19 protein-coding genes and 1 riboswitch are annotated in these 17,933 nt (G+C 71.0%); of the genes, 10 read left to right on the top strand and 9 right to left on the bottom strand.

What is annotated here, in order from left to right; translation table 11 throughout:
• The first annotated feature begins 9 nt into the window (after nucleotides 1-9).
• Nucleotides 10-121: riboswitch (TPP riboswitch) on the top strand.
• The 5 genes from thiO (at nucleotide 119) to ACZ6TU_RS09240 (ending at nucleotide 5,376) form a co-directional block, all read left to right on the top strand.
• A complete protein-coding gene (thiO, locus tag ACZ6TU_RS09260; protein WP_467674251.1) occupies nucleotides 119-1,288 on the top strand; it encodes a glycine oxidase ThiO in 1,170 nt (389 codons plus the stop codon). Its footprint overlaps the riboswitch before it by 3 nt.
• On the top strand, nucleotides 1,285-1,485 hold the full coding sequence (thiS, locus tag ACZ6TU_RS09255) for a sulfur carrier protein ThiS (RefSeq protein WP_467674253.1): 201 nt from the start codon (nucleotides 1,285-1,287) through the stop codon (nucleotides 1,483-1,485). The genes thiO and thiS overlap by 4 nt, the downstream gene beginning before the upstream one ends.
• 2 nt (nucleotides 1,486-1,487) lie before the next feature.
• Nucleotides 1,488-2,285 (top strand): thiazole synthase, encoded by a 798-nt coding sequence (locus ACZ6TU_RS09250; protein WP_467674255.1) that lies wholly within the window; start codon nucleotides 1,488-1,490, stop codon nucleotides 2,283-2,285.
• Between the two features lie 218 nt (nucleotides 2,286-2,503).
• A complete protein-coding gene (gene pknB, locus ACZ6TU_RS09245; protein ID WP_469547617.1) occupies nucleotides 2,504-4,438 on the top strand; it encodes a Stk1 family PASTA domain-containing Ser/Thr kinase in 1,935 nt (644 codons plus the stop codon).
• A 59-nt stretch (nucleotides 4,439-4,497) separates the two neighbouring features.
• Nucleotides 4,498-5,376: a deoxyribonuclease IV gene (locus ACZ6TU_RS09240; protein WP_467674259.1), complete on the top strand. Its 879-nt coding sequence runs from the start codon at nucleotides 4,498-4,500 to the stop codon at nucleotides 5,374-5,376.
• Nucleotides 5,377-5,390: 14 nt separating this feature from the next.
• Here ACZ6TU_RS09240 and ACZ6TU_RS09235 read toward each other — a convergent pair whose 3' ends face one another.
• Nucleotides 5,391-6,041: a sulfite oxidase-like oxidoreductase gene (locus tag ACZ6TU_RS09235; protein ID WP_469547615.1), complete on the bottom strand. Its 651-nt coding sequence runs from the start codon at nucleotides 6,039-6,041 to the stop codon at nucleotides 5,391-5,393.
• A 175-nt stretch (nucleotides 6,042-6,216) separates the two neighbouring features.
• Here ACZ6TU_RS09235 and bfr point away from each other — a divergent pair, with 175 nt between their 5' ends.
• Nucleotides 6,217-6,693: a bacterioferritin gene (gene bfr, locus ACZ6TU_RS09230; RefSeq protein ID WP_059423254.1), complete on the top strand. Its 477-nt coding sequence runs from the start codon at nucleotides 6,217-6,219 to the stop codon at nucleotides 6,691-6,693.
• Here bfr and ACZ6TU_RS09225 read toward each other — a convergent pair.
• Both ACZ6TU_RS09225 and ACZ6TU_RS09220 read right to left on the bottom strand, forming a co-directional pair.
• The gene (locus ACZ6TU_RS09225; protein WP_020272981.1) at nucleotides 6,690-6,923 is read right to left on the bottom strand and encodes a (2Fe-2S)-binding protein; all 234 of its coding nucleotides are present in this window, start codon (nucleotides 6,921-6,923) and stop codon (nucleotides 6,690-6,692) included. The two genes, bfr and ACZ6TU_RS09225, sit on opposite strands and share 4 nt — an antisense overlap.
• A gap of 148 nt (nucleotides 6,924-7,071) precedes the next feature.
• Nucleotides 7,072-8,424: a class II 3-deoxy-7-phosphoheptulonate synthase gene (locus ACZ6TU_RS09220; RefSeq protein WP_467674264.1), complete on the bottom strand. Its 1,353-nt coding sequence runs from the start codon at nucleotides 8,422-8,424 to the stop codon at nucleotides 7,072-7,074.
• A gap of 96 nt (nucleotides 8,425-8,520) precedes the next feature.
• Here ACZ6TU_RS09220 and ACZ6TU_RS09215 point away from each other — a divergent pair, with 96 nt between their 5' ends.
• On the top strand, nucleotides 8,521-8,577 hold the full coding sequence (locus ACZ6TU_RS09215) for a trp operon leader peptide (RefSeq protein WP_076973970.1): 57 nt from the start codon (nucleotides 8,521-8,523) through the stop codon (nucleotides 8,575-8,577).
• 115 nt (nucleotides 8,578-8,692) lie between these two features.
• Nucleotides 8,693-10,597 carry an anthranilate synthase family protein gene (locus ACZ6TU_RS09210; protein WP_469547612.1) on the top strand — a complete coding sequence of 635 codons (1,905 nt, stop codon included), beginning with the start codon at nucleotides 8,693-8,695 and terminating at the stop codon, nucleotides 10,595-10,597.
• A 51-nt stretch (nucleotides 10,598-10,648) separates the two neighbouring features.
• Here ACZ6TU_RS09210 and ACZ6TU_RS09205 read toward each other — a convergent pair whose 3' ends face one another.
• The 4 genes from ACZ6TU_RS09205 to ACZ6TU_RS09190 are packed head-to-tail and all read right to left on the bottom strand — an operon-like array spanning nucleotide 10,649 to nucleotide 14,462.
• Nucleotides 10,649-11,677, bottom strand: a complete 1,029-nt coding sequence (locus tag ACZ6TU_RS09205) for a 6-phosphofructokinase (RefSeq protein WP_467674268.1) — start codon at nucleotides 11,675-11,677, stop codon at nucleotides 10,649-10,651.
• Nucleotides 11,678-11,730: 53 nt separating this feature from the next.
• A complete protein-coding gene (locus ACZ6TU_RS09200; RefSeq protein ID WP_467674270.1) occupies nucleotides 11,731-12,420 on the bottom strand; it encodes a response regulator in 690 nt (229 codons plus the stop codon).
• Complete coding sequence (gene macS, locus ACZ6TU_RS09195) at nucleotides 12,417-13,643, bottom strand: MacS family sensor histidine kinase (protein ID WP_467674272.1); 1,227 nt, start codon at nucleotides 13,641-13,643, stop codon at nucleotides 12,417-12,419. Before macS ends, ACZ6TU_RS09200 begins: the two co-directional genes overlap by 4 nt.
• A gap of 27 nt (nucleotides 13,644-13,670) precedes the next feature.
• On the bottom strand, nucleotides 13,671-14,462 hold the full coding sequence (locus ACZ6TU_RS09190) for a lysophospholipid acyltransferase family protein (RefSeq protein WP_469547609.1): 792 nt from the start codon (nucleotides 14,460-14,462) through the stop codon (nucleotides 13,671-13,673).
• A 202-nt stretch (nucleotides 14,463-14,664) separates the two neighbouring features.
• Here ACZ6TU_RS09190 and ACZ6TU_RS09185 point away from each other — a divergent pair, with 202 nt between their 5' ends.
• Both ACZ6TU_RS09185 and ACZ6TU_RS09180 read left to right on the top strand, forming a co-directional pair.
• Nucleotides 14,665-15,462 carry an alpha/beta hydrolase gene (locus tag ACZ6TU_RS09185; RefSeq protein ID WP_467674274.1) on the top strand — a complete coding sequence of 266 codons (798 nt, stop codon included), beginning with the start codon at nucleotides 14,665-14,667 and terminating at the stop codon, nucleotides 15,460-15,462.
• On the top strand, nucleotides 15,455-16,105 hold the full coding sequence (locus ACZ6TU_RS09180; protein WP_469547606.1) for a hypothetical protein: 651 nt from the start codon (nucleotides 15,455-15,457) through the stop codon (nucleotides 16,103-16,105). The genes ACZ6TU_RS09185 and ACZ6TU_RS09180 overlap by 8 nt, the downstream gene beginning before the upstream one ends.
• Nucleotides 16,106-16,116: 11 nt before the next feature.
• On the opposite strand, the gene ACZ6TU_RS09175 is transcribed toward ACZ6TU_RS09180, so the two are convergent.
• Nucleotides 16,117-16,863, bottom strand: a complete 747-nt coding sequence (locus ACZ6TU_RS09175) for an endonuclease/exonuclease/phosphatase family protein (RefSeq protein ID WP_469547605.1) — start codon at nucleotides 16,861-16,863, stop codon at nucleotides 16,117-16,119.
• 106 nt (nucleotides 16,864-16,969) lie between these two features.
• A complete protein-coding gene (locus tag ACZ6TU_RS09170) occupies nucleotides 16,970-17,923 on the bottom strand; it encodes an ROK family glucokinase (RefSeq protein ID WP_354748958.1) in 954 nt (317 codons plus the stop codon).
• Between the last annotated feature and the right edge of the window lie 10 nt (nucleotides 17,924-17,933).

Raw genomic sequence — 17,933 nt, 5'->3', positions numbered from 1 at the left:
TGGCCAACGTAAGGCACTCGCGGGAGCCCGGACGCACCGGGCTGAGAGGGAGGCTGGCGGCCTCCGACCGTACGAACCTGATCCGGGTCATGCCGGCGAAGGGAGGGGCTGGACGCCCATGTCGCGTACGCGAACGTCAGACGTCCTCGTCATCGGGGGCGGGATCATCGGCCTGGTCACCGCGTGGCGGGCCGCGCAGCGCGGGCTCGCCACGGCCGTGGTGGACCCGGAGCCGGGCGGCGGAGCCGCACAGGTGGCGGCCGGGATGCTGGCCGCCGTCACCGAACTGCACTACGGCGAGCAGACCCTGCTCGGTCTCAATCTCGCCTCCGCCCGGCGCTATCCGGACTTCGCGGCCGAGCTCACCGAGCAGACCGGCCACGACCTCGGCTACCGCCGGTGCGGCACGCTCGCCGTGGCCCTGGACGCCGACGACCGGGCCCATCTGCGCGAACTGCACGCCTTGCAGCAGCAGTCGGGCCTGGAGTCGCAGTGGCTGTCGGGGCGGGAGTGCCGGCGTCTGGAGCCGATGCTCGCGCCGGGTGTGCGCGGCGGGCTGCGGGTCGACGGCGACCACCAGATCGACCCGCGGCGGCTGGCCGGGGCGCTGGTCGCCGCGTGCGAGCGTGCCGGTGTGGTCTTCCACCGGGTGTGGGCGGAGCGGCTCACCGTCGGGCGGGACCGGGCCACGGGCGTCGTCATGAACGACGGCACCCCGCTGGACGCCGGGCAGGTCGTACTGGCCGGGGGCAGCCTCAGCGGGCGGCTCGCGGGCGTCCCGGAGGACGTGCTGCCGCCCGTACGGCCGGTGAAGGGGCAGGTCGTACGGCTGACCATGCCGCAGCGGCACGGGCCGTTCCTGAGCCGGACCGTACGCGCGGTCGTCCGCGGCAGCCACGTCTACCTGGTGCCGCGCGAGAGCGGCGAGCTGGTCGTCGGGGCGACCAGCGAGGAGCTGGGCTGGGACACCACCGTGACCGCGGGCGGCGTGTACGAGCTGCTGCGCGACGCGCACGAGCTGGTCCCGGGCATCACCGAGCTGCCCCTCACCGAGACCCGGGCCGGACTGCGGCCCGGATCCCCCGACAACGCCCCGCTGCTCGGCCCGACCGGGCTGGAGGGACTGCTGCTGGCCACCGGGCACTACCGCAACGGCGTCCTGCTCACGCCGGTCACCGGCGACGCCATGGCGCACGTCCTGGCGACCGGTGAGCTCCCCGAGGAAGCCCGCCCCTTCACGCCGAAGCGATTCAGCACCGTCCCCGCACTCACGGAGCAGCCCGCATGAACATCTCCGTCAACGGGGAGCCCCGGGACGTCCGGCCCGGTACGGCTCTCGACACCGTCGTGAGGTCGCTCACCGCCTCGCGGTCCGGCGTGGCCGCCGCCCTCAACGAAACCGTCGTCCCGCGCGCGCAGTGGCCGTCCACCCCCCTGGCCGAGGGGGACCGCGTGGAAGTCCTCACCGCCGTCCAAGGAGGCTGACCATGGCCGACGATCCGTTTGTCCTCGGTGGTACGTCCTTCACCTCCCGCCTGATCATGGGTACGGGCGGGGCACCGAGCCTCGACGTGCTGGAGCGGTCGCTGGTCGCGTCCGGGACGGAGCTGACGACGGTCGCGATGCGCCGGGTGAACGCCTCGGTGCACGGCTCGGTGCTGTCCGTCCTGGACAAGCTCGGCATTCGCGTCCTGCCCAACACGGCGGGTTGCTTCACGGCCGGCGAGGCCGTCCTCACCGCCCGTCTCGCGCGCGAGGCCCTCGGCACCGACCTGGTCAAGCTGGAGGTCATCGCCGACGAGCGGACCCTGCTGCCGGATCCGATCGAGCTGCTGGAGGCGGCCGAGACGCTGGTCGACGACGGGTTCACGGTGCTGCCGTACACCAACGACGACCCCGTGCTCGCGCGGAAGCTGGAGGACGTCGGCTGCGCGGCGATCATGCCGCTCGGCTCGCCGATCGGCTCCGGGCTGGGCATTCGCAATCCTCACAACTTCCAGCTGATCGTCGAGCACGCGCGCGTGCCGGTGATCCTGGACGCGGGAGCCGGCACGGCGTCGGACGCGGCGTTGGCGATGGAGCTGGGGTGTGCGGGGGTGATGCTCGCCTCGGCGGTGACGCGTGCACAGGAGCCGGTGCTGATGGCTGACGCGATGCGGCACGCGGTCGAGGCGGGGAGGTTGGCTTATCGGGCGGGGCGTATTCCTCGGCGGCATTTCGCGGAGGCGTCTTCGCCGGCTGAGGGCATGGCTGCGCTGGATCCAGAACGGCCTGCTTTTGAGTGACCCGGCGTTGGTGCTGAGGCCGGGGCGTTTCGCAGCCCGGCGGAGCGGGGTGCCGCCTCTTCGGGACGGGTGCCGCCCCAGCGGCACGACTGCCCGCAGCTCAGCGGGACGGCTGCCGCAGCGGCGGCCGTCTGACGCACGTCACAGGTCCGCTTCAGTCGCGCTCCGAAAACGGGCGGGGCGACGGGCTGTCAGTCGTGGCTCGTACACTCGCCTGCGTGGACACGACCCTTCAGGACCCCTTGGTCGGGCAGGTGCTCGACGGCCGGTATCGCATCGACGCGCGGATCGCGGTCGGCGGGATGGCCACGGTCTACCGGGCCGTGGACACCCGGCTCGACCGGGTCCTCGCGCTCAAGGTGATGCACCCCTCGCTCGCGGTCGACGGCTCGTTCGTCGAGCGGTTCATCCGCGAGGCGAAGTCGGTGGCCCGGCTGGCTCACCCGAACGTGGTGCAGGTCTTCGACCAGGGCACCGACGGTTCGTACGTCTACCTCGCCATGGAGTACGTCGCGGGCTGCACCCTGCGGGACGTGCTGCGCGAGCGCGGGGCCCTTCAGCCGCGTGCCGCCCTGGACATCCTGGAGCCGGTGCTGGCGGCGCTGGGCGCCGCGCACCGCGCCGGGTTCGTGCACCGGGACATGAAGCCCGAGAACGTCCTGATAGGGGACGACGGCCGGGTCAAGGTCGCTGACTTCGGGCTCGTACGGGCCGTCGACACGGTGACGAACACCACCGGCACCGTGCTCGGCACGGTCTCGTACCTCGCCCCCGAGCAGATAGAGAACGGCACCGCCGACCCCCGCGTCGACGTGTACGCGTGCGGCGTGATGCTGTACGAGATGCTGACCGGGGACAAGCCGCACGACGGGGACTCCCCGGCCGTGATCCTCTACAAGCACCTGCACGAGGACGTCCCGCCGCCCTCGGCCGCCGTGCCCGGCCTGGCGTACGAGCTGGACGCGATGGTGTCCTCGGCGACCGCCCGCACCCCGGACATCCGCCCGCACGACGCGGTGGCGCTGCTCGCGCAGGTCCGTGACGGGCGCGGTCGGCTGACCGTGGAGCAGCTGGACGCGGTGCCACCGCAGGCGCTCGCGGCGGACCACGACAACGCCGACGACCGTACGAGCGTGATCCCGCGCGCGTCGGCCACGCCCCGCCTGCTGCCCGTCAACGAGGACGAGGAGGGCTCCGCGGCCGCGCTCGACCGCACCAGCCGCTTCGAGTCCCCGCCGCCCCCGCCGTCCCGGCGCCGCTCGGGGCCCCGGCGCGGCCCGATGGCGATCGTCGTCGCCGTCCTGCTCGTGCTCGGTCTCGGCACCGGCATCTGGTACATCAACTCCGGCCAGTTCACCGAGGTGCCCCCGCTGCTGGCGAAGACCCAGGACCAGGCCGAGGACCGGCTGCGGGACGCCGGGCTGGAGCTCGGCAAGGTCGAGCACGCCTACAGCGACACCGTGGAGCGCGGCACGGTCATCAGCAGCGCCCCGAAGGCCGGGACGCGCATCCGCGGCAACGACTCGGTGTCCCTCACCATCTCCGACGGCCCCCGGAACGTGCGCGTGCCCGCCCTGGAGGGCCGGGGGCTGGACAAGGCGCGGTCCCTGCTGAAGGAGGACGGGCTGGAGCCGGGCATGGTCACCCGGGAGTTCAGCGAGGAGGTGCCCAAGGGCTCGGTGATCTCCGCACGGCCGGCGGACGGCACGAAGGTGCGCGCGGGCACGGCCGTCGCGCTGGTGGTCAGCAAGGGCAGCCCCATCGACATCCCCGATGTCACCGGTGACGACCTGGCCGACGCCAAGGCCGAGCTGACGGACGCCGGCCTCAAGGTGAAGGTCGCCACCGAGCGGGTCACCTCCTCCGAGTTCGACAAGGGCCAGGTCGCCAAGCAGAACCCGGGCACCGGCAACCAGGCGGCCGAGGGCGACACGGTGACGCTGACGCTCTCCAAGGGGCCGGAGATGATCGAGGTCCCGGACGTGGTCGGCGACAGCGTCGACGACGCCAGGCGGGCGCTGGAGAGCGCCGGGTTCCAGGTCGATGAGGACCGAGGACTGCTCGGCCTGTTCGGCGACACGGTGAAGGGCCAGTCCGTGACGGGCGGGGAGACCGCGCCCAAGGGCTCGACGATCACCATCAAGATCAGGTGACGGACGCGGGCAGGGAGCCCGCGGACGGGGCAGGGCCGGACGCATGACACCCTGAACGGGTGAACGATCAGCTGTCCGGCCCCTCCCGCAATCCCGTGGGCGGCCACGTCCCCGTGGCCGGTGGGCTCCACTCCGTCGGCCTGTCCTACGCCCGTGACCTGAAGGCCGAGACCGTCCAGGTCTTCGTCGCCAACCCGCGCGGCTGGGCCACTCCAGTCGGCAATCCGAAGCAGGACGAGGCGTTCCGCGCCGCGTGCGAGGCCGAGTCGATCCCGGCGTATGTCCACGCCCCCTACCTGATCAACTTCGGCTCGCACACCGAGGCGACCGTGGAGCGGTCCGTGGAGTCGCTGCGGCACTCGCTGCGCCGCGGGCGGGAGATCGGGGCACTGGGCGTGGTCGTGCACACCGGCAGCGCGACCGGCGGCCGGGAGCGGTCGGTGGCGCTGAAGCAGGTACGGGAGCATCTGCTGCCGCTGCTCGACGAGCTGACCCACGACGACGACCCGTATCTGCTGCTGGAGTCGACCGCCGGCCAGGGCGCCTCCTTGTGCTCGCGGACGTGGGACTTCGGCCCGTACTTCGAGGCGCTGGACGCCCATCCGATGCTGGGCGTGTGTCTGGACACCTGCCACATCTTCGCCGCCGGGCACGACCTGACCGGCCCCAGCGGCATGCACCAGACGCTGGACCTGCTGGTGGACACGGTCGGCGAGGGCCGGCTGAAGCTGATCCACGCCAACGACTCCAAGGACGTGGTCGGCGCGCACAAGGACCGGCACGAGAACATCGGCGTGGGCCACATCGGCGAGGACCCGTTCCGGGCCCTGATGACGCACCCCGCGACCGAGGGCGTGCCGCTGATCATCGAGACACCGGGCGGCAAGGAAGGACACGCGGCGGACGTGGAGCGGCTGAAGAAGCTGCGCGACTGCTGAAGGCCGCAGAGGCCTCAGAGGTCGGGGCCGTCCCCGGGCTCCTCCTGGTACGAGTAGCGCTGCTCCTGCCACGGGTCGCCGATGTTGTGGTAACCGCGCTCCTCCCAGAAACCACGCCGGTCGGCGGTCATGTACTCCACGCCGCGCACCCACTTGGGGCCCTTCCAGGCGTACAGGTGGGGCACGATCAGGCGCAGCGGGAAGCCGTGCTCGGCCGTGAGCAGCTCGCCGTCCTTGTGGGTGGCGAACAGGACGTGCTCGGAGGCGAAGTCGGACAGCCGGAGGTTGGAGCTGAACCCGTACTCGGCCCACACCATCACATGGGTGACGTCGTCCGCGGGCGGCGCGATGTCGAGGATCGTGCGCGCGGGGATGCCGCCCCACTCGGCGCCCAGCATGCTGAACTTCGTGACGCAGTGCAGATCGGCCACGACGGTGGTGTAGGGCAGGGCCGTGAACTCCTCGTGGGTCCAGCAGTGCTTGCCGCCGTCCGCCGTGGCGCCGAAGACCCTGAACTCCCAGCGCTCGGCCCGGAACTTGGGGACGGGCCCGTAGTGCGTGACCGGCCAGCCGCGCTGCAACCGCTGTCCCGGCGGAAGCCCGGGCTGCGTCGCTCCTGCCGGATCGCGCCCTTCTCCCGATTCGTGTCCCACCGGCTGCCCCATGACTCCATCCTGACAGACCCCGGGTGATGCCCCCGACCCGGGCTACCCCAAAACAGGGCAATGAGAACTAAGCATGCCCTTACTTAGTAAGTGAAGACTTACTGGACGATCTTCGTCGCCGGTGGAATCATGCGGCGCAACCTGCCAGTTCCCCCGCGTGGAAGGAGCCTCTGCGATGCAGGGCGACCCCGAGGTTCTCGAATTCCTGAACGAGCAGTTGACCGGCGAGCTGACGGCGATCAACCAGTACTGGCTGCACTACCGGATCCAGGACAACAAAGGCTGGACCAAACTCGCCAAGTACACGCGTGAAGAATCCATCGACGAGATGAAGCACGCGGACAAGATCACCGAACGCATTCTCATGCTGGACGGCCTGCCCAACTACCAACGGCTCTTCCACGTACGGGTCGGCCAGACGGTCACCGAGATGTTCCAGGCCGACCGCCAGGTCGAGGTCGAGGCGATCGACCGTCTCAAGCGCGGTATCGAGGTGATGCGCAGCAAGGGCGACATCACGTCCGCAAACCTCTTCGAGTCGATCCTCGAGGACGAGGAGCACCACATCGACTACCTGGACACACAGCTGGAGCTCATCGAGAAGCTCGGCGAGGCGCTGTACCTCGCGCAGCAGATCGAGCAGCCGAGCTAGGCGGCGTCTTCCAGCTCCGCGAGCACCGGCTGGCCTCGGTCGGCCATCTCACGGCGAGGGCAGGCTCCCCTGCCCAGGATCGCCTGGATGCGGCGTACGCACGACCCGCAGTCCGTGCCCGCCTTGCAGGCGGAGGCTATCTGCCGAGGGGTGCAGGCGCCGCCGTCCGCGTGCTGCTTGACCTGCTGCTCGGTGATCCCGAAGCAACTGCACACGTACACGCGGTCCACCTCCCGACAGGTCGTTCCAAAGCGCCGTCCCCGTTGATCGGTGAGGCTAACCTAACCTTACCCGCCGGGTCGGAGACACAAAAGTCGACTGGGGCGCGGATCGTATGTGATCCGCGCCCCAGTCGATGTCGGGTAACAGGCGAAACCGTTACTGGTCCCTGTACATCTCGGCCACGAGGAACGCCAGGTCGAGCGACTGGCTGCGGTTGAGCCGCGGGTCGCAGGCCGTCTCGTAGCGCTGGTGCAGATCGTCAACGAAGATCTCGTCGCCGCCGCCCACGCACTCCGTGACGTCGTCGCCGGTCAGCTCCACGTGAATGCCGCCCGGGTGGGTGCCGAGCGCCTTGTGGACCTCGAAGAAGCCCTTGACCTCGTCGAGCACGTCGTCGAAGCGGCGGGTCTTGTGCCCGGAGGCCGCCTCGAAGGTGTTGCCGTGCATCGGGTCGGTCACCCAGGCGACGGTGGCGCCCGAGGCGGTGACCTTCTCGACCAGCTCCGGAAGCTTGTCGCGGACCTTGTCGGCGCCCATGCGGACGATGAAGGTCAGCCGGCCCGGCTCCCGCTCCGGGTCGAGGCGCTCGATGTACTGCAGCGCGTCCTCGGCCGTGGTCGTCGGGCCCAGCTTGATGCCGATCGGGTTGCTGATCCGCGAGGCGAACTCGATGTGCGCGTGGTCCAGCTGCCGGGTGCGCTCACCGATCCACACCATGTGCGCGGAGACGTCGTACAGCTGCCCGGTGCGCGAGTCGACCCGGGTCAGGGCGGACTCGTAGTCGAGCAGCAGCGCCTCGTGCGAGGCGTAGAACTCGACCGTCTTGAACTCCTCCGGGTCGGCCCCGCAGGCGTGCATGAAGTTCAGCGCGTTGTCGATCTCGCGCGCCAGCTGCTCGTAGCGCTGCCCCGACGGGGACGACTTCACGAAGTCCTGGTTCCAGGCGTGCACCTGGCGCAGGTCGGCATAGCCGCCGGTGGTGAAGGCGCGCACCAGGTTCAGCGTGGAGGCCGAGGCGTGGTACATCCGCTTCAGCCGCTCGGGGTCCGGGATGCGGGCCTCTTCGGTGAAGTCGAAGCCGTTGACAGAGTCGCCCCGGTACGTCGGCAGCGTCACGCCGTCGCGGGTCTCGGTCGGCTTGGAGCGCGGCTTGGAGTACTGGCCGGCGATCCGGCCGACCTTCACCACGGGCACGGACGCGGCGTACGTCAGCACGGCGCCCATCTGGAGCAGCGTCTTGAGCTTGTTGCGGATGTGGTCCGCGGACACCGCGTCGAAGGCCTCGGCGCAGTCGCCGCCCTGGAGGAGGAACGCCTCTCCCTTGGCGACGGCCGCCATCCGGGCGCGCAGCTGGTCGCACTCGCCCGCGAAGACGAGCGGCGGATACGACTCGAGGTCCGCAACGACTGCGCGCAGAGCCTCGGTGTCCGGGTACTCGGGCTGCTGCGCCGCGGGCAGGTCTCGCCAGGTGTTGCCAGCACTCGCGCTGGTCTTAGCGTTCACGGTCACGACCTCAACATTACGGGGTCGTGTCGGGCCTCCTGACCCATGCCCAGCAATTGAGACACGGGGTACACGACTCGGACATGGGGTAGGGTGCCTGCCATGTTCGCGCACTCGATCCAGAACTGGTGGTGGACCGCTCATCCGGCGGCCCACTGACTGCGCGTACGACAGACTTCGCGAAGGCCGCCCGAGGGGCGGCCTTCGGCGTTTCCCGGGGTCCGTTCCTCACCGACATCGATCGACGTCGATCGACAGCCACGGAAGAGGGACCATGGACCTGAAACAGCTGCTGCACGAGCGCCGCCCCTTCGCCCTGCTCCGCCGCCGCGCCCCGGGCCACGACCACGAACTGATCGAGGTCCTCATCGGCCCGGTCACCACGTACGACCGCCTCGCCGACCTCCCCGACGAGGGCCTGGCGCTCGTCCCCTTCCGGCAGATCCGCGAGCGCGGCTTCGATGTCCGCGACGACGGCACGCCGCTGGCGGTGCTGACGCCCGAGGAGTCGTACTCAGTCCCGCTCGCCGACGCCCTGGAGCAACTCCCGGCGCACGACGTGCGCGTCGAGGGCGGCGGCTTCGACGTCGGTGACGAGGAGTACGCGGAGATCGTCGGGCGCGTGCTGCGGGAGGAGATCGGGCGGGGCGAGGGCGCGAACTTCGTCATCCGGCGGACGTACGAGGGTGAGATCCCCGGGTTCGGGCGGGCCGACGCGCTCGCGCTGTTCCGGCGGCTGCTGGAGGGCGAGCGGGGCGCGTACTGGACGTTCGTCGTGCACACCGGGGAGCGCACGCTGGTCGGGGCCAGCCCCGAGGTGCATGTGCGGATGTCCGGCGGCACGGTCGTGATGAACCCGATCAGCGGCACGTACCGCTACCCCGCCGACGGGCCGACCCCGGAGCACCTGCTGGACTTCCTCGCCGACGGCAAGGAGATCGAGGAGCTGTCGATGGTCGTCGACGAGGAGCTCAAGATGATGTGCACGGTCGGCGACATGGGCGGGGTCGTGGTCGGGCCGCGGCTGAAGGAGATGGCGCACCTGGCGCACACCGAGTACGAGCTGCGCGGCAAGTCCTCGCTGGACGTGCGGGACGTGTTGAAGGAGACCATGTTCGCGGCGACCGTCACCGGGTCGCCGGTGCAGAACGCCTGCCGGGTGATCGAACGGCACGAGGTCGGCGGGCGCGGGTACTACGCCGGTGCGCTGGCCCTTCTCGGGAGGGGCTCGGGCGGAGCCCAGACCCTCGACTCCCCCATCCTCATCCGCACGGCCGACATCGACGCCGACGGCCGGCTGCGGGTGCCGGTGGGCGCCACGCTCGTGCGCGGATCCGACCCGGTGGGCGAGGTCGCGGAGACGCACGCGAAGGCGGCGGGAGTGCTGACGGCCCTGGGCGTGCGGCCGGGACGGCCGCGCGAGGAGTCCGTACGGCCGCGACTGGCCGACGATCCGCGCGTGCGGGCCGCGCTGGACGGCCGCCGGGCCTCGCTCGCACCGTTCTGGCTGCGGATGCAGGAGCCGTCCGAGGAGCTCACCGGACACGCCCTGGTCGTCGACGGCGAGGACACCTTCACGGCGATGCTCGCGCATGTGCTGCGGTCGGGCGGGCTGGAGGTGACCGTCCGGCGGTACGACGAGGACGGGCTCCGCGAGGCGGTGCTCGCACACGAGGGCCCGGTCGTGCTCGGCCCGGGACCCGGCGATCCGTCCGATCTCACCGATCCCAAGATGCGGATCCTGCGGAACCTCACCGCCGAGGTCATCCTCCCCCAGGCTCTCGACTCCGCTCGAGCAGGGAGGGCCCCCGTCCACCCTCACGGCGTGCTCGGCGTCTGCCTCGGGCACGAGCTGATGGCGGCCGAGCTGGGGCTGGAGATCGTACGGAAGGAAGTGCCGTACCAGGGGGCCCAGACGACGATCGACCTGTTCGGGCGGCCGGAGACGGTCGGTTTCTACAACAGCTTCGTGGCGCGCTGTGACGAAAGCGCCCGTCAGGAGCTGGCCGCGCACGGCGTGGAGATCAGCCGCGCCGCGAACGGGGAGGTGCACGCACTGCGGGGGCCCGGATTCGCGGGGGTGCAGTTCCACCCGGAGTCGGTGCTCACGCTGGGCGGTGCGGCGGTCGTACGGGACCTGGTGGGACAGCTGCGGGGCACGAGCACGCCCTCGGTGTAGCCCGGTGCCGGTCGGGGCCGCGCGGTCCCGACCGGCACCTGGAAAAGGCGGTCAGCCGAAGAACACCCCGACCTCCTCGTACAGCTTCGGGTCCACCGTCTTCAGGCGGGCCGTCGCGTCCGCGATGGGGACTCGGACGACGTCCGTGCCGCGCAGGGCGACCATCGTGCCGAAGTCGCCGTCGCGGACGCAGTCGATGGCGTGCAGTCCGAAGCGGGTGGCGAGCCAGCGGTCGAAGGCGCTGGGGGTGCCGCCACGCTGGACGTGGCCCAGGACCGTCGTGCGGGCCTCCTTGCCCGTGCGCTTCTCGATCTCCTTGGCGAGCCACTCGCCGACACCGGACAGGCGGACGTGCCCGAAGGAGTCCAGCGACTGGTCCTTGAGGACCATGTCGCCGTCCTTGGGCACGGCCCCCTCCGCGACGACGACGATCGGCGCGTACGACGCCCTGAAGCGGGAGGTCACCCAGGCGCACACCTGCTCGACGTCGAAGCGCTGCTCGGGGATGAGGATGACGTTCGCGCCGCCGGCCAGGCCGGAGTGCAGGGCGATCCAGCCGGCGTGCCGGCCCATCACCTCGCAGACCAGTACCCGCATATGGGACTCGGCGGTGGTGTGCAGCCGGTCGATGGCCTCGGTCGCGATGCCGACCGCGGTGTCGAAGCCGAAGGTGTAGTCCGTGGCGGACAGGTCGTTGTCTATCGTCTTCGGGACGCCCACACAGGGCACGTCGTACTCGCCGGACAGCCGGGCGGCCACGCCCAGGGTGTCCTCGCCTCCGATGGCGATGAGCGCCTCGACCTCCAGCTCGGCGAGGTTCTCCTTGATACGGCGGATGCCGTTCCGCTCCTTCAGCGGGTTGGTCCGCGAGGAGCCGAGGATGGTGCCGCCGCGGGGCAGGATGCCGCGCACGGCGGGGATGTCGAGACGGACGGTGTCGTTCTCCAAGGGCCCTCGCCAGCCGTCCCGGAAGCCGGTGAAGTCGTAGCCGTACTCCTGCACGCCCTTGCGGACGATGGCCCGGATGACGGCGTTGAGTCCGGGGCAGTCGCCGCCTCCGGTCAGTACTCCGACGCGCATGGAACAGTCCCTTCGCCGCAGGTGCCTGACGAAGGGTCAGTGTGACGTGCGCCTCACTCGTCGTCGAGGCCGCGCTCTATCGCGTACCGCACGAGCTCCACACGGTTGTGCAACTGGAGCTTGCCGAGGGTGTTCTGGACGTGGTTCTGCACCGTGCGGTGGGAGATGACCAGGCGTTCGGCGATCTGCTTGTAGCTCAGGCCCTTGGCGACGAGGCGCAGCACCTCGGTCTCGCGGTCGGTGAGCCGGGGTGCCTTCGGTTCGTCGGTGTCCTGGGCGGGGGCGGGCTCGGAGGCCAGGCGGCGGTACTCGCCGAGGACCAGCCCGGCGAGGCCGGGGGTGAAGACGGGGTCGCCGACGGCCGTACGGCGGACCGCGTCCCGGAGCTCCTCGGTGGAGGCCGACTTCAGCAGGTAGCCGGTCGCGCCGGACTTCACCGCCTCCAGGACGTCGGCGTGCTCACCGCTCGCGGAGAGCACCAGGACGCGCAGCGCCGGGTCGGCGGCGACGACCTCCTTGCAGACCTGGGCCCCGGGCTTGCCGGGGAGGTTCAGGTCGAGCACGAGGACCTCGGGCGCGGCGACTTTGGCGCGGCGCACGGCCTGGTCGCCGTCGCCCGCGGTGGCGACCACCTCGAAGCCCGACTCCGCCAGGTCACGGGCGACGGCGTCGCGCCACATGGGGTGGTCGTCGACCACCATGACCTTGATCGGGTCCCGCCGGTCCTCCGTGGTCTCCGTCATCGCTGCTCCGCCTTCCCCCGTACGTTCGTCACGTCCTTCGGTACCTTCAACTCGACCTCCGTGCCCTGGCCCGGCACCGAGATCAGCTCCGCGCTGCCGCCGAGGTCGCGCAGCCGGCCGCGGATCGACAGGGAGACGCCGAGCCGCCCCTCGCCCTCGGCCTGGGCGAGCCGCCCTTCCGGGATGCCGGGTCCGTCGTCCCGTACGGTGACGACCACCTCGTCCGGTTCGTCCTCGACGAGGATCCACGCGCGTGCCTGCTCCCCGGCGTGCTTGCGGACGTTGTCCAGCGCCGCCCCGACGGCCGCGGCCACCTCCCGGGCGGCGACCGGCGCCAGCGGCACGGGCGCGCCGGGCTCGGCGAGGCTGACCTTGGCACCGGCGTACGGCGCGAGCAGGGCGCGCAGGTCGACGGGGCCGCTCTCCTCCGGCTGCTCGTCGACGGCCCGGACGACGGCTCCCTCGGCGGCGTCCTCCGAGACCCGGGAGACGGGCACGAGTCCGCCGGAGACCAGGGTGCGCAGCGCGACCTCCTGCTCACCGGCCATCCGGCCCAGCTCGGCCGCCTCACCGCCGATCACCGCGCCGCGCCGCTGCACCATCGCCAGCACCTGGAGCACACTGTCGTGGATGTCCCGGGCGAGGCGCTCCCGCTCGCGTGTCGCGGCCTCGATCTCCAGGGCGCGGGCGAGGGTGCGCTCGGAGGCGCGGGCGACCTCGACAACGTAGCCGATGGCGGTCGAGGCGATGCAGACGAGGATGACGTTGTGGACGGTGTCGCGGGCCGGGCTGCCGCGCTCGATCAGGTTGGCGACGGCCACGAGGCTGGAGGCGAGGGCCGCCCAGCGCCAGCCCCCCTTGATGGCGAAGGCGAGGACGGCGCCGGCGGTCCAGATCGACGGCAGCGTCGGGCCGCCCGCCTGGACCCGCTCGTGGGCGTCGGCGACGGGCGTGAGCAGGATGCCCGTGATGGCGACGGTGAGGTCGGCGGCGAGGAACCGCTTGGTGCAGCGGGCGGCGTTCGCGACCCGGGGCAGTGTGGCCAGGGTCCACACGGCCAGCACGGCGTAGTAGGCGACGGCGACCCAGGGCCGGGCGAACTCCTCGTAGGCGGTGGCGAACAGGCCGACCGCGTACAGCATCGTGAGCACCCGGTAGGCGGTCAGCGCACGCCACAGCGGCTGCTCGACCGACATCCTCATGACTCGCTCGCGCTTGGCCATCTCCCCCACCCCCCGACGCGCCCCTGACTAGGGCTCGTTCCGCCTGTTCTCCGCTTTTCCCTGCTCCGACTTTTCCTTTGCCGCCTGCTCCTTCTCCGCCCGTGCGAGCGCGGCCTTCGCCGCCTTCTCGGCTTCCTTCTCCGCCTTCGCCGCCTCCGTGAGCTGCCGCTTCATGGCCGTCGCGTACATGTCGACGTACTCCTGGCCGGAGAGCTTCATGATCTCGTACATGACCTCGTCGGTCACCGCGCGCAGCACGAAGCGGTCGTGCTCCATGCCCTGGTAGCGGCTGAAGTCCAGGGGCTTGCCGATCCTGATGCCGGGGCGCATCAGCTTCGGCATGACCTTCCCGGGCGGCTGGATCTTCTCCGTGTCGATCATCGCGACGGGGATGACGGGCGCGCCGGTCGCGAGGGCCACACGCGCGAGGCCGCCCGGCTTGCCGCGGTAGAGCCGCCCGTCGGGCGAACGCGTCCCCTCCGGGTAGATGCCGAACAGCTCACCGCGCTCCAGCACCTCGATGCCGCTCTTGATGGCCGCCTCACCCGCGCCGCGCGCACCGGAGCGGTCCACCGGAAGCTGGCCGACTCCCTTGAAGAAGGCGGCCGTCAGCCGGCCCTTGACCCCGGGCGTGGTGAAGTACTCGGCCTTCGCGATGAACGTGACCTTGCGGTCCAGGACCACGGGCAGGAAGAACGAGTCCGAGAAGGAGAGATGGTTGCTCGCCAGGATCGCGGAGCCCTCGGCGGGAACGTTCTCCAGGCCTTCCACCCAGGGCCTGAAGGCGACCTTCAGCGGTCCCCCAACAGCGACCTTCATCGCGCCGTACAACAACCGAGTGCCTCCTGTATGTGTCGATCAGACCTTAACCCGGCGCGCTGTCAAAGGCGCCGACGGCCCTGGTCGGTGTCAGTGCCGTCGCGTACGGTGAAGGTCCCGCGAACGCCGTACGACCCCTGTCGTGACGTTCCGTGACCATCCGTGATCGTGTCAGTCCCTTCTCACGACCAGGAGGCCGAAGGTGCCGGTCCTTGCCGGAGCCGAGCCGTTTCGCCACGAGGGCGGGGAGATCGCCGTGCTCCTCTGCCACGGCTTCACCGGTTCACCGCAGTCGCTGCGCCCCTGGGCGGAGCATCTCGCCGCACGCGGTCTGACCGTCTCGCTGCCACTGCTGCCCGGGCACGGCACCCGCTGGGAGGACCTGCGGATCACCGGCTGGCAGGACTGGTACGCGGAGGTGGACCGCGAGCTGCGCCTCCTGTGCGAGCGCCGCGAGCGGGTGTTCGTGGCCGGTCTGTCCATGGGCGGCGCCCTGGCCCTGCGGCTGGCCGCGCGGCACGGCGACGCCATCAGCGGTGTGGTGGTCGTCAACCCGGCGAACAAGGTGCACGGCCTGGCCGCGCACGCCCTGCCGGTGGTCCGCCACTTCGTCCCCGCGACGAAGGGCATCGCCAGCGACATCGCCAAGCCGGACAGCAGGGAGCTGGGCTACGACCGGGTTCCGCTGCACGCCGCGCACTCCCTGCGCCAGTTCTTCCAGGTGGCCGACCGCGAGCTGCCGCAGGTCACCCAGCCGGTGCTGCTGCTGCGCAGCCCGCAGGACCATGTGGTGCCGCCCGCCGACTCGGCCCGTATCCTCAGCCGCATCTCGTCGACCGACGTGAAAGAGGTGCTCCTGGAACAGAGCTACCACGTCGCCACGTTGGACCATGACGCGGACCGGATCTTCGAGGAGAGCACCGCGTTCATCGGCCGGCTCGCGTCCGGCCTCCTCATGGAGTCCGGTCTCGGCAACGAAGGGACGACCGCAGGTGGCTGAGCACGACTCCGACCGCGAGGACCGCGAGCCGGACGAGAAGGGCGTCCCGTTCGACGAGGAGGCCGCCTGGGCGGCGATCGTCGCCGGGTACGGCGAGGAGCCGCCGGACCCACCGGGCGCCAAGCCGTTCAAGTCGATCGAGGACCTGGCGCTGCTGGAGTCTCCGACCAACGACGACCGGATGGGCACCGCCGGTACGCCTGGGGACGCCGCGAAGCCTGGTGAGCCGGAGGGGCCGGATGCCAAGGGGTCCGGGGCCGGGTCCGGGTCGGGGTCCGGGTCCGGGGACAAGCCGGCCAAGCCTCTGGGCGGCTCCGTCTCCTTCGCGCCCGGCGTCGGCCCGCGCGACTACTCCGCGCCCGAGCCCACCGAGGACGACTTCGACGAGGACGACGAGGGCCACTTCGTGCCGCCCGAGCCGCCCCCGCTGCCGACCGCCGACCCCACCGCGAAGTTCGCCTGGCTCGGCGTGCTGGGCGGGCCGGTGCTGCTCATGCTCGCCGTGCTGCTCGGCTGGGACATGACCTGGTGGCTGGCCACGCTGGGGATCGGCGGGTTCCTCGGTGGGTTCGCGACGCTGGTGATGCGGATGCGGACGGATGACGAGGACGACGACGACCCGGGGCGGGGTGCGGTCGTCTAGACGGCTGAATTTCAGGCGGCTGGAATCCTGAGGGCGGCCAGGACCGGGAGGTGGTCCGTGGCCGCCCTCAGGTCTGCGTCGGTCACCCCGGGATGGCCGGCCGGCACTCCGCAGCCCAGCACCTCGATGCCCTTGGTCGCGAAGATCGCGTCGATGCGCTGGTAGGGGTCGGTGGGCGTCCAGGTGTTCTCGCCGCCCCAGGGCTCGGTCGCTTGGCAGTCCTGCAGGGCGTCGGCGAGGCGGCGGAAGGTGGGGCCCTCCGGGCGTTCGTTCAGGTCGCCGCCCGCGATCGCGTGCTCCACGCCCATCCTGGCGAGCCGGTCCAGGAGTATGCCCGCCTGCTCGTGTCGCTCGTCCTTCTGGAGCGACAGGTGACAGCTGAGGACGCCGAGCCGGGTGCCGGCGAACCGGACGACGGCCGTGGCGAAGCCGCGGCGGTGCAGGCCGGGGGTGAGGGGCAGGAGGACGTCCTCCGTGCGTTCGACGGTCGCTCGCAGCGAGCAGAGGATCGCCGGTCCTGCGGCGGTGGCTCCGCCGGTGAGGATCGTCAGGTCGGAGGTGCGGGCCAGGCGGGCGAGTTTTTTGCGCCAGCGGAAGAAGCGGGGAGCTTCTTGGACGAGGACCAGGTCGGGGGCGCAGGCCCTGATGACGCGGGCCAGGGCGTCTGTGTCGTCGCGCATCGAGCGGATGTTGTAGCTGAGGACCCTGATGACCGTGGAACCGTCGGGTTCTGTACGGGAGTTGGGGAGCAACGCCATGCGAGCAATTTACGCCCGACAGCTCGGGGCGCGGGGTTTGTGCGCGAGTGCCGGTCGTATGTGGCTGATCGCGCAGTTCCCCGCGCCCCCGGACAAGGAAAGGCGTTTACATGATCGGGTCGGGTTCCCTGGCCAGGTCCGCCGCTCCCACCAGGCCGGCCTTGTTGCCCAGTTCCGCTGCTCTGACCTCGGCCACCGGGCGCCAGTTGCCGCCGACCAGCCAGCGCTTGTAGGACTTGCGGATCGGGCCCAGGACCAGTTCGCCCTCGTCGGAGAGGCCGCCGCCGACGATGAAGGCGGAGGGGTCGAAGAGGGAGGCGAGGTCGGCGAGGCCCGCACCGACCCAGCGGGCCAGTTCGCGGTAGGAGTCGACGGCCACGCGGTCGCCCTGGCGGGCGGCCATGGAGATGTGCTTGCCCTCGATGCCTTCGGGCGTGCCGTTGCCGAGGCCGAGGAGGATCTCGGCGTTCTCGGGGGTGGCGTTGGCGCGCTGCTTGGCGTAGCGGACGAGGGCGCGGCCGGAGGCGTACTGCTCCCAGCAGCCCTGCGAGCCGCAGCCGCACAGCAGGCCGTCCGGCACCATGCGGATGTGGCCGAACTCGGCGGCCACGCCGAAGTGCCCGCGGCGCAGCTTGTTGCCGATGATGATGCCGCCGCCGAGGCCGGTGCCGAGCGTGATGCAGATGACGTTGCGGTGGCCCTTGCCGGCGCCGAACTTGTACTCGCCCCACGCCGCGGCGTTCGCGTCGTTCTCGACGACCACCGGGAGGCCCACGCGGGCCTCGACCTTCTCCTTGAGCGGCTCGTTGCGCCAGTGGATGTTGGGCGCGAAGTAGACCTCGGAACGCTGCCGGTTCACATATCCGGCCGCGCCGATGCCCACGCCGACGATGTCGTGCCCGACGCGTGCGCCTTCCACCGCCGAGGCGATGGCGTCCACGATGCCCTCGGGCGTGCCCGGGGTCGGCACCTTGTGGGTCGAGAGGATGTTGCCTTCCTCATCGACCACGCCGGCCGCGATCTTCGTGCCGCCGATGTCGACGCCGATGGTGAGTCCCATGAATCCCTCA

This window comes from Streptomyces sp. NPDC052064 (assembly GCF_055585925.1).
The sequence above is the reverse complement of the archived record's forward strand: the minus strand, read 5'-3'. Positions and strand labels throughout refer to the sequence as shown.